This is a genomic window from Steroidobacter cummioxidans (assembly GCF_003104955.1).
Genome location: NZ_LSRW01000089.1, coordinates 18665 through 30109 on the forward strand (window position 1 = coordinate 18665; position 11445 = coordinate 30109).

Consider the following 11445-nt stretch of genomic DNA (forward strand, 5'->3'; position numbering starts at 1 on the left):
GAGGAAGGCGAAGCTCTTGGCACTGTGTACCACATGTGTGCTGACTGCCTGTGCTGGCGATGGCAGCGGGCTCGATGAGAACGGTCGGCCCGTAACCGAGAGCGGTGGCGGCACGCTGCAGCCGAACTTCCAATCCATTCAGGACAATGTATTCACGCCTGTGTGCACCGTATGTCACGCAGGCGCTGCTGCGCCGTTGGGCTTGCGACTCGATGAAGGCTCGTCATATGCATTGCTCGTGAACGCGTCGAGCGTCGAGGTGCCCTCACTGCACCGAGTGGAGCCGGGCAATCCCGATTCGAGTTACCTGATTCAGAAGCTCGAGGGCATCGCGGCCGTGGGCGGCCGCATGCCGCTCAATCAACCGCCGTTGCCTCAAGAAACCATCGCCGTCATTCGCCAATGGATCACGGACGGCGCGCAGAACTCCACCGGAGTGGGGGGCAGCGCGAAGTCGCGCTTCGAGATGGTAAAGCTGACGGCAATATCGCCGGGGCGCAATGAAATCGTGCCGGCGCCTGTGCGCGACGTCATCATCACCTCGAATGTCGAGCTCGATACGTCGCTGCTGCAGTCGAATCTGATCGAGCTGCGTGCCAGCGGTGGCGACGGCAATTTCGATTCGGGCAACGAACGTGAAGTGCCCGTCGACGCAACGGTTCGATCCGATCTGCCCACGGTTCTTGCGATAACTCCTCGTCTCGCGCCGCTCGCTGCGGATTCATACGAATTGCGCATCAGTGGCACCGATCCGGTCGCAATGGCCGATATGCGGGCTCTACCCATCGATGGCGATGGCGACGGCGCACCCGGCGGCGATTTTGTTCTGCGCTTCACTGTGGAGATGACTCAATGAGATCGGGCACCTTGCTTCGGAGGGTTTGCGCGCTGGTCGCACTGGTCGTCGCCGGTCTTCATATCGCCCATGCCGAGCCGTACATCGCCGTTCGCGAAGGACTGAAATGCGGCAACTGTCATTTCAATCCAGCCGGTGGGGGCATGCGTAACGTATTCGGGAACGCCTATGCGCAGAGTGCATTGCCGGCGCGTCGCATAGAAGGGGTGGGCACGGAGGTGTGGACCGGCATGTTGAATTCGTTTGTCGCGCTCGGCGGAAATCTGCGAACGAGTGCGACGTACACCGATGTGCCGCATAACGACTCGACCAACGAATTCGATGTCGATGAGATGCGGGCGTATCTCGCGGTCACTGCGATTCCCGACCGGCTCGCTGTCTATGTCGATCAGCGCCTCGCGCCGGGTGGCAGCACCAATCTCGAAGCGTTCGCGCGCTACACGAGCAAGGGCCAGTACTGGAATTTTCAGGCCGGTCAGTTTTTCCTGCCCTATGGCATACGACTCCAGGACGACACCGCATTCATTCGACAAGTGACCGGCATCAACTTCGCAACGCCCGATCGGGGCGTGCAGGTCGGATATGAGGCGCCCAACTGGACCGCGCAGTTGGCTGTGACCAATGGCACTGCAGGCGGAGCCGAGACGGACGAAGGCAAGGAGGTAAGCTTGCGTGCCGAGCATGTGCGCAACGTGTGGCGCTTCGGCGCCGGCTTCAATCACAATCACACGGATGCCGGCAATCGCCAGATGCAAGGTGTATTCGCGGGCGTGCGCACCGGACCGATCGCTTGGCTTGGCGAAGCTGATTATATAGAGGACCACACGCTCGGCCCGGGCGACCGCAAGCAATGGGTGGGACTGATCGAGGCGAACTGGCTGATGACCAAAGGTCAGAACTTGAAGCTGACCGCGGAGTATTTCGATCCCGACACGGACGTGGACGAGGACGAGCAGAACCGTTTCAGCCTGGTCTGGGAGTACTTTCCGTTCCAGTTCTTCCAGCTGCGGGCCGGCGCTCGCGTCTACGACGGCATTCCCCAGAACGATCAGCAGAACCGGAAGATCTACTTCGCCCAGGTGCACGGATTCTTTTAGCGGGCGGGGGGCGATGCCTTGATGTCGCGAACCATATAGTCGATGGCGTGCCTCCAGGCCGTGTCGTTGTCGCCGCGGAAGTCGAAGGACTTTCGGGCGACGATCTGGCTGGAAGGGACGTCGTGGATTTCGTAGGTCAACGTCAGGATCAGGCCGCTGACCCGATACACCCACGCGACCAGCACCTGATCCGCTTTCAGACGCCGGCCGAGCTCGAGATCGCAGCCGTTGCAGTCGTGCAGATAACGATGTTGCGATTTGAGCTGAGCCAGAGTGTCGTGGGCGGGTGTTGTGTCCACCAACTCATAGAGGCCAGTAGCAGCGAGATCCTCTCGCAGGCGTGCGCTTGCCAGTTTCAACCGAGCTTCATGCTCGGCCGCGAACTCCGGGCCGCCGAGGTCGCCTGTGAGTTCCACATCGAGAACGACGAGTCGCGGTGTGCGCGCCTCATTCGCGCCGAGCGCGGCAGTGAACATGCTTGCCGTGCAAACGAGGAACGCGAAAGCAATGATGCGTAGGCGCGTCACCCATTGATGTTACGACGACCCTGCCGATCCGGTCGAGCCGGCGAACTGAGGGCACGCGCTAGGGCCGGCGCTTTTGCCGGGCCTCGATCTCGTCATGCAGCCTCTGGGCGCGCTCGGCTTTTTCTTGCAGCGTCAGGCTTTGATCTTTCTCCAGGCGCATGAGGTCGATCAGTGAGCGGGTGAGCTCTTCCTCCGCACCATAGAACGCCCTCGCGATCTCCGGTCCAAAGTGCGCGACGCGTAACGCATGCAGACCCTCTAGCTCGGCGAGCGCCGCCTCTTCAGTCGTGGGCGCGTTGCCGGGGGGATAGGACTGTCGCTGCGCTTTTGAATAATTGTCGTATTGCTCGAGCAAAGCCGCGGCTTCGGTGGCGGCGGAGGGCGGCAGTTTTGCTGTGGCGCTCTGCTGCGCTTGAGCCAAGTCGGCGGGGGCGGTCTGTGCAAACAAAGCTTCCACGTTGAGCCGGGTTTGCTCGTCCAGAACGAGTTTGCCAGTACTATCGACGCGGAAGGGATCGCTCCCGTCGGTCCTGGCCGGCGGCGAGTCTGGCGCAGGTGTCACGGACTGGTGGCGCTCGGTCGTGTGCGTTTCTTCGGCGGGCTTTACGACTGCTGTCGCAGTCGCCGCAGATCGTTCGTCCGCTGTGCGCAGCTCAACGGCTTGCGGCACATTAGATCGCACCCACCAAACGACTGTTGCGCCGACGGCAGCGAGCAAACAAACGGCGACAAGTGTGCGTGTGCTCATGCATCAATCCTTACTGGCTCGAAAAGGATGGCGGCAGTCCGCCGCCATCCCCACGCGCAAGAGCTTTTTAGTACGGACAGGTCGACCGATAGTCAGAAAACACCAGCGACGTGGCGTAGCTCTGATGAGGTGTGCCGCACAGGAACTGCGTATAGCGCGTGTCGTTATCCATGAAGCGTTTCACCCAGGCCACTGAATAGCGGCCGATTGGCGTATTGGTGCTGTTTGGCGCGAAGTGACTGGCGCCGTTCAGCTCCGCATACGCCTTGTCGAGCGAGCCCGACAGGCTGTTGTAGAACGGAATGGAATGCGAAGCGACCGGTGCGACCGTGTCGGCCTCCGCACCGATGACCAGCGTCGGCACCTGCATGCTCGAGAAGGACTTCAATGTGCTCCAAGCGGTCAACGGCACCGCCGCCTTCAGCGAAGGATTGTCACGTGCGGCGTACAACGTTCCGCCGCCACCCATCGAGTGGCCGGCAACGCCGCGACGTGATGCATCGACTCTGCTGCGCACCGTGGCATTGCTGGAGTTGGTGACGTAGTTCAACGCTGCCATCAACTGCGTCGCGCGGCTCGGCGGTTGATCCAGCGTGCTGTTGGTGTCGATAGTGATCACAACGAAGCCGTGCGTCGCAATCCGGCGCCCCAGCCACGCGATCGACGATTGCGTCGCGGTGAAGCCCGGGCTGATCGCGAGCACAGCGTAAGTGCCGGTAGTGGTCGGGTAATAGATGGTGCCGCCACCGAAGCCAGTCACGAGACTCGACACGCTGGAGGTTGCGACACTGAATGGGCCACTGGTGGCGTTCAACGAAGCGGAGGTCGGATCGGGTCCTTTCTGATAAGGATTCGTTTGCGCATGTGCGCTCGCGGCCAGAACCAGCAAACCCAGTCCGATGGCCCATCTGCGGCGGGAGTTCTTCCTTTCCATGTGTATCCCCTGAGCATCGATTCATGTTGATGATTCGCACGTGCCGGCGGCACGTGGAGCTGCTGCCGAGTTCCGCTCTGCGGCTGTGGATCGCTCATCACGGAATTGACGGCGCAGGGGATATAGCACGACGTCAAACGGCTTTACCATTCTTGGGCGAGCGTGCCCCTGAATGTCAATTTAGTTGCAATGAGCTCGGGCACGCTCAAGCCAATGTTTCTATTTGAATGCTTCGATCCACAGCAGACTGCGTTGTGGATGAGGGCAAGGTGCCGGCGGTTGCTCTGGCACCGAGAACATGGATTGATGAGCGCGGTCGTCTGCGCTCGGGCAGTACTGCAGGTCGGTTTTAGTCGGCGGCGCCCGTTGGGGCGCCGCCGTTAAGGCTGGATCTCAGAACGACAAGTAAGCGCCAATGTTGAAGTTGTCGCTCTTGTTCTCGATGTTGTTGTGAGCGGTGGCCTTGATATCCGAGTACTCGCCGATCAGCGTCAGATTCTCAGTGAGCGAGTAGTAAATACCGGCCGTATATTTCTCGTTCTTTTCCACCAGGTCCGACGGCAGCTCGCCGGAGGCCAGATCCAACTTGCTCTGACCATAGTTGACGCCCAGTTTGACGTCGCCGAACTTGTAGGTGATCTGAGCGAGGAAACCATCCGAATCGCGTTCCTGGCCGAGCGGGGTCGCGCCGAACAAAAACAACGCTGTCGTGCCGAGGCCTGTGCCCTGGTAATACCAACCGAGCACTTCGAGACCGACGATCGTTACCTTGCCGCCGATGTCCCAGCCGTGGCCGGTGTAGTCGCCGAAATTGAGCGGGCGATTCTGCTTTTGCGACATGTAGCTTGCCGACGCGTAGAACACGTCGCTCTTGAAGGCGATCTTGCCATGGTAGCCGGGGCTGCTTTTGGGCGTGGAGATGAGTGCGCCGATCGGCTCGAGCGGATCGAAGATACCGACGGTCAACTTGAAGCCCGCCAGGTTCGGCGTCGTGTAGTTCATCTGCGCGTACCAGTCCGCATAGATATAACCGAGACCGATCGAGCCTAAAGACGTATTGGCTGGCGCCGCGTAGTTGCCATTGCCCGCGCCGACGCCGGGCAAAGTCATGTCGTTCAAGATCGCATCCCCGCCGAACAGGCCGAGGTTGCGACCGAGCATGAACTCGCCGATCTTGTCGTTACCGATCGTCAGGAACACCTGACGCATGTCGATGGCAGTGGTACCCAGTGCGGTATTCAGATTGGTCGCGCCTTGCTGCAGATTCGGGCTGCCGTCGTTGGTGCTGATGCCCGGATAGAAACCGAAGGTGACTGCCAGGTCCAGGCCCTTCTGCGTGGTCGCAGCACCAATCTGGAGTGCTGCGGGCAGCAGACCATTGCTGACCGACGAAGATTTATCTTCTCCAGCGGCACCGCGACAGGCGAGCCCGCCGGTGACTCCGAGCGAGCGCTCGTCTTCGCAGCTGGAATGGATGTAGTAAACATTGACATTGCCCTTGGCCGTCAGCTTCCAGTCGCCGGCAGAAACTTCCACCGCCGCGGCGTTGCGAGGCGAGAAACTTGCAGCGAGCAGAGCTGTCGCTACTGCCGTGGACCAGAGGATAGAGGTGGAACCATTGGTGCGTTCTTTCGTGCGCATGACTTTTTTCCCGAACGGAGTTGACCGTTCTACAGTCATAGCAAGCGCTATGCCACGTCGTTCTTTGCTGGTGCGCTCGCAGATCGCGATGCGCTGTCGTAGGAAATAAATATGCATCGGCGCGTTGTTTGCAACGAGCGTAGTAGCAAACGTGCAGATGTGTGGTATCGGCAACAGATCACGATGTGTCAACGCGTGACACTGTTACGGCACACCTCGGCACAGTGATACAGTCGTTGCCATAGAGAAACATTTATTGAATGAGGCTAACGCGTGCTTGCCAAGCAACAGCAAAGAAATTTGTGGCGATGCAGGTCGATGGTCGGTCTGTGTCTTGCGTCTCTACTATTTGTATTTGGCGCCAGTGCATCATTCGCTGCGCCTGCGACTCGAGAGCAAGTGATATCGCAGCTCGAATCCGGGAACACGGATCTGTCCAATCTGAAGGCCGCCGGTGTGGATCTTTCCGGCATCGATTTCCGCGGTGCTCAATTGTTCGGTGCAGATCTGGACGGCGCCGATCTCTCCAATGCCAAGCTCACTCGCTGCAACCTGAATCTGACGCTGCTGCGCAAGGCGGTGTTGGTGAAGGCGGATTTGCAAGAAGCGAATATCTTCGGCGTGCTGCTGGATAACGCAAATCTGGCCGGTGCCAATCTGCGAGGCGCGCATCTGGTGAGCAGGCTCGATCACGCCAACCTGGATGGCGCGAATCTATCCGACTTGAGGGCAGGTGCGGATATGCGCAATCAGCCAATGGGATTGATCCGCATCGTGCTCACGCATGCGTCGCTCAAAGGGGCGAAGCTGATCGCCGCGGAGTTGTCTCGCGGCGATTTGAGCTATGCCGATCTGAGTAACGCCGATCTCACGCGCGCCGATCTGAGTCGGGTGAATCTGACGGGTGCCAATCTGAGTGGTGCCAGGCTCGAGGGCGCAAACATGAAGGATGCCCAGATTCATAACGCCATCTTTGTCGGCGCCAGTGGTCTCGACAAAGTGTTCGATTTCGATTCCGTGCAAGGCCGCGAGACGGCGACCTTCGATCGGTAGTGCTTTTCAGGCAGCGCTCGATGGCGCTGGTTGCGCATTTGATGCAACTGTCTGTTGGTGTGCGAGCCTGGCAGCCGGATGTGAGAAGCTAGGCCATCCTTGCGCTGCCCGGTTTGTTTGAATGACACACCAACGGATCTGGCTGTATGTCTTCGTTGCATGCAGCTTGGGAATGCTTGCTCATCGGGGCAATGCCCAGACTGCAATTGTTTCGGCCGATGCCATCAAGGCGCACACCGCATTCCTGGCCGCCGACGTACTCGGAGGGCGTGAAGCAGGCACGCAAGGCTACGACATTGCCGCGACCTACGTGGCCGCGCAGTTTGCTTCATACGGATTGGTGCCGGTGCCGGGGCAGGCTGACTTCTTTCAGCAAGTGCCGCTGCGACGGCGCTCGTTACACAGCAATGGCGTGCGCTTCGAGTTGCTCACGAAGCGGGGCCCCATCGTTTTCGAGAACGGTCAGGATATCGCTGTCGATGCGAGCCCTTACTCGCGCGACGAGCGCATCGAGGTGGGGCTGGTGTTTGCCGGCTGGGGGATCAGCGCGCCGAGCCTGAAGCACGACGACTACTCCGGCCTGAACGTGAAGGGCAAGGCGGTCGTGATTCTCGAAGGAGCGCCGGCGAGTTTTCCGGGCGCGCTGCGCGCACACTACAGTTGGACTCAACAGAAGGAACGAATGGCGGCCGCAGCAGGGGCCGTCGCCTTGTTGACACTGAAGTCCCCCGAGCGAGAGCAGTTTTCGCCCTGGGAGCGGGCCCGGCAGGTGCGTCCGTTGCCAGCGCTGGGATGGGTCGATCCGCAGCGGGGCGAGGTAGCCGCGCCAATCAAAGCGACGGTGACGCTCGGGCCGCGTGCCGCCGAGACACTGTTTGGCCAGGCCAAGCGTGACATCGATCGCATCTATAGACAGTCGCTGACCTCGCCACCGCGCGGCTTCGAGCTGCCTGCGCAGATGCGGCTCTCGCGCAAATCTTCCCACGAGGACCTGTCGAGCCCGAACGTCATCGGGGTGCTGCCCGGCACGGATCCAGTGCTGAAGCACGAGTATGTGGCCATCGTCTCGCACCTGGACACGTGGGTGGGCACGAAGACCGGCAGCGATGTGATTTACAACGGCGCGGTCGATAACGCCGGCGGCATCGCCGTCATGTTGGAAGCTGCGCGAGTGCTGAGTGCCCAGGGCGGGGCGAAGCGGTCGGTGCTGTTCTTCGCGACCACTGCAGAAGAGAAGGGATTGCTGGGCTCGGACTATTTCGTCGAGCATCCATCGCTGCCGTTGCGACAGATCGTCGGCGCGATCAGCGTGGATGGGCTCATGGCCTTTCACGACTTCGCCGGCATCGTTGCGCTTGGTGCCGAGCACTCCACCTTGGGGCGCATGTCGCTCGAGGCGGCACGAGCCATCGACGCGGTGCATGCCCCCGATCCGATCCCCGGTCGGGGCAATCTGGCGCTGAGCGATCAATATCCGTTTCTGCGCATGGGCATTCCCGTCTTGTTCCCCAATCCGGATCGCGGCCGGACTCGCAGCGGAGGCATGGACGTAACGACCTGGGATGAATATGAATCGCGCCATTATCACCAACCGTCCGATGACATGAGCTTGCCGCTGCAGTGGGACGTGGCCCAGCGCTGGGGCCAGTACATCTATGGTGCGATTGCAGCGGCCGCGAACGCGCCGGAGCGTCCGTTGTGGTACGAGGGCGATGAACTCGCGGCTGTATTTGCACCTCAGGCACAACGTGCGCCCCGAGGTGAGCCGTAGCAGTTGCGACTAACCGGTTGGCAACATGCGACGTTGGGCGTGATCGTCGCTGCCGGGATCGCGAAGTTGCGCCAGAGCTTCGGCGAGCTCACTGGCGAAGTACGGTTTTCTGAGGAACGGCCAATCGCGGCCGTGCGCGAGCGATTCGTCCAAGGTTTCGCCGGCGTAGCCGGAGCTGAGCAGTATTTTGATCCCCGGCCGCAGTTGCTCGGCTTGTTTGGCCAGTTCTACGCCGTTGATGCCGCCGGGCATGATCACATCGCTCAGCAGCACGTCGATCGGCGCCTTCGAGTGCAGGATGCGCATGGCTTCCTCCGCGTTCCCGGCGCGTAGCACATGATGACCGAGATCGGCGAGCATGACTTCCACGATCCCGGCGACCGATGGATCGTCTTCAGCCATCAGGATATTCCACGAAACGTCTGAGTGTTTGATCGGCCGCTCGGGAACTGCTTCCGGCGCTTGCACGGCGACGCCGATCGGCAAGTACACGCTGAAAGTGGTGCCTGCACCGGGCGCGCTGCGTACTTGGACTTCGCCGCCTGACTGGCGCACGAATCCATACACCTGACTCAAGCCCAGGCCGGTCCCTTTGCCCGGTAGCTTGGTGGTGAAAAAGGGCTCGAAGATCCGGCTCATCACCGCTTCGTTCATGCCCTCGCCGCAATCGCTGACAGTGACCTGGCAGTAGCGCCCTGGTGCAAGATTCGACACCTCTGAGTCCCGCAGTTCGACGACTTGCGTTTGCACGACGATTTCGCCGCCGGTGGCACTGGCGTGGGTCGCGTTCACGAGCAGATTCAACAGGGATGCTTCGAACTGCGCGGGATCGATCAGCGCGATCGCTTCGTCAGGGCACAAGCGCAGCACCAGCGTGATCGACTCTCCGGTAGCGCGTTTCAGCAGTGGCTCGCATTCGCGGATCAGCTCGTTGAGGTCGCTGGCCTGGGGTTGCAGCGGCTGACGACGTGCGAAGGCCAACAGTTGAGCAGTGAGTCGTTCGCCGCGGCGTGCGGCGGCGAGGGCCGCTTCGCCGAGCCGTTTGCGTCGAGCGGCGTTCTCTGGATGTTTGAGAATCACATCCAGCGCGCCGATCACGACGGTGAGCAGATTGTTGAAATCGTGAGCGACGCCGCCGGTCAACCGGCCGAGCGCATCGAGCCGTTGCGCATGCATCAGCGCAGCTTCCGCTTCGGATCTGGCGGCGATGGCTTCAGCGGCGAGCTTTTCGGCAACCAGGAGATCGCGCAGCTGTTGCTCGCTGCGCAGGGCGGCTTGCAAGGCCAGCGCTTCGACTCTGCGATCGTGAAGTGCCGCGATCAGCGTCAATAGCAGAATAAAGAACGTGCCCGTGGCCAGACCGACGGCCAGTACGATGGAATTGACGCCAGCGGGCTCGATCTTCTGGAGTGCGCTCGCGTCGACATCGAGGCCCAGCATGGCGCAGTAGTGCATGCCAACGATGGCGACGCCCAGTACGCATGCGCCCAGTACGCGCTGCGCGCCCGTCGTCTCCTTTGCAGCCATCACCAGTGCGCCCGTCGATGCGCTGAATGCGATCAGGAAGGCCAGGACTGCGTACTTCGGATCGTAGGTCAGCACCACAGGGGTGTGCAGAGCTGCCATGCCGACATAATGCATGGTGCAAATGCCGCCGCCCATGATCACACCGCTGATGAGTTGTCGATGCGGCGACGGGTGTCGGGAGGAGAAGAAGAAAGCGAATGCGGTCGTCGCCATCGCCAGCGCGAGCGACAACAGCGTGAGGTCGACCTGATAGCGCACTTCGCCGCCCGGATCGAAGCCGAGCATTGCGATGAAGTGCATCGACCAGATGCTCAGGCCCAGTGCCACCCCTGCCGCGGCGATCCAGGCCATGCGCCACGCGCCGCCATGGGCCCGCACGCGACGGAATAGATCCAACGCGGTCCAGGAACCGAACCACGCCGTGAGGATGGACAAGACGACGAAAATAGGATGATGGGCCGCGTGCATGTCTTCTGAGCACACTTCCGTGCTGTGGGGCCGGTCCTGCGCATCCCTGCGCTCCCCGGCATTCGAGCATCCTGCCCAGCACAGCATAGAGCTAGAAAAAAAGACAAAACAATAGGGCGACCCGGGTTTTGCACTCGGGTGTCCGCCGAAAGGCGTTGACAAGTCAGTCAGACTGTCGCCGCGCGCCGACAGCGGAGGATTTTAGCGCAGCGGTTGCAGCTCTTCGTCGCTCCACGGCTCGTCACGATGTGACACGACGCCGCGGATGGATTTAACGGTGCGCGCATCGATGGGGCTCGCTTCATTGCCCCACGAGCGACGCACGTACGTGAGAATCGATGCGATCGTCTCATCATCGAGCGCGGTGCCGAGCCCCGGCATGGCGAGTTGATCGACCTTGCCATTGAGCACGATACGAACCACCGCCTGCGGCGAGCCGTTCACCCATTGCGACCCGGCGAGCGCGGGGGCGAGGCCCTTCATTCCCTGGCCCTCTTCTTGATGACAGGCAGCGCACACGGCGAACGAGCCACGCCCTTTGTCATAGAGGGCGCGTTGTTCGGGTGTCAGTTTTGCGAGTGACGCGGCCGTGTCCACTGCGGAGCCACGCCAGCGCAGGAACGTCGCCAGCTGTGCGGCTCTGGGCGCATCGGTCGCGCCGCTCGCAGCGTATGTGAGGAGCGCTTTCGGCTCTGCGGCCAGATAGGCCATCCGTTTCGAACCGTCGTCGGCTCGCGGGATGAGGCGATCGATGCCGTCGAGCAAGGCAGTACGGACCCACGGGTTCGTCTTTGGTCTGTCTCTTATACACATCTGACGCTGC

Annotated in this window: 10 protein-coding genes; 4 read left to right on the forward strand and 6 right to left on the reverse strand. The window is 61.1% G+C overall.

Annotation, left to right across the window (positions count from 1 at the left end; genetic code table 11):
- Positions 1-16 precede the first annotated feature (16 nt).
- Complete coding sequence (locus D0550_RS30635) at positions 17-856, forward strand: hypothetical protein (RefSeq protein WP_161966145.1); 840 nt, start codon at positions 17-19, stop codon at positions 854-856.
- Positions 853-1953 carry a porin family protein gene (locus D0550_RS30640; RefSeq protein ID WP_116812999.1) on the forward strand — a complete coding sequence of 367 codons (1101 nt, stop codon included), beginning with the start codon at positions 853-855 and terminating at the stop codon, positions 1951-1953. Before D0550_RS30635 ends, D0550_RS30640 begins: the two co-directional genes overlap by 4 nt.
- On the opposite strand, the gene D0550_RS30645 is transcribed toward D0550_RS30640, so the two are convergent.
- The 4 genes from D0550_RS30645 to D0550_RS30660 form a co-directional block, all read right to left on the reverse strand.
- Complete coding sequence (locus tag D0550_RS30645; RefSeq protein WP_153067429.1) at positions 1950-2480, reverse strand: DUF3280 domain-containing protein; 531 nt, start codon at positions 2478-2480, stop codon at positions 1950-1952. The two genes, D0550_RS30640 and D0550_RS30645, sit on opposite strands and share 4 nt — an antisense overlap.
- 58 nt (positions 2481-2538) lie before the next feature.
- The gene (locus tag D0550_RS30650; protein ID WP_116813001.1) at positions 2539-3228 is read right to left on the reverse strand and encodes a lipase secretion chaperone; all 690 of its coding nucleotides are present in this window, start codon (positions 3226-3228) and stop codon (positions 2539-2541) included.
- A gap of 67 nt (positions 3229-3295) precedes the next feature.
- Entirely contained in the window at positions 3296-4162 is an 867-nt protein-coding gene (locus D0550_RS30655) for an alpha/beta hydrolase family protein (protein ID WP_116813002.1), read from the reverse strand.
- 393 nt (positions 4163-4555) lie between these two features.
- Positions 4556-5803, reverse strand: coding sequence for a porin (locus tag D0550_RS30660; RefSeq protein ID WP_116813007.1), 1248 nt, complete (start codon positions 5801-5803; stop codon positions 4556-4558).
- Positions 5804-6202: 399 nt separating this feature from the next.
- Here D0550_RS30660 and D0550_RS30665 point away from each other — a divergent pair, with 399 nt between their 5' ends.
- Both D0550_RS30665 and D0550_RS30670 read left to right on the forward strand, forming a co-directional pair.
- Positions 6203-6856 (forward strand): pentapeptide repeat-containing protein, encoded by a 654-nt coding sequence (locus D0550_RS30665; RefSeq protein ID WP_161966146.1) that lies wholly within the window; start codon positions 6203-6205, stop codon positions 6854-6856.
- A gap of 172 nt (positions 6857-7028) precedes the next feature.
- Positions 7029-8627 (forward strand): M20/M25/M40 family metallo-hydrolase, encoded by a 1599-nt coding sequence (locus D0550_RS30670; protein WP_161966147.1) that lies wholly within the window; start codon positions 7029-7031, stop codon positions 8625-8627.
- A 9-nt stretch (positions 8628-8636) separates the two neighbouring features.
- Here the strand turns inward: D0550_RS30670 and D0550_RS30675 are convergent, their stop codons facing one another.
- Positions 8637-10622 (reverse strand): MHYT domain-containing protein, encoded by a 1986-nt coding sequence (locus tag D0550_RS30675; protein WP_161966148.1) that lies wholly within the window; start codon positions 10620-10622, stop codon positions 8637-8639.
- A gap of 201 nt (positions 10623-10823) precedes the next feature.
- Positions 10824-11445 (reverse strand): c-type cytochrome (locus D0550_RS30680; RefSeq protein WP_153067430.1); only part of this gene is annotated, 622 nt, incomplete at its 5' end.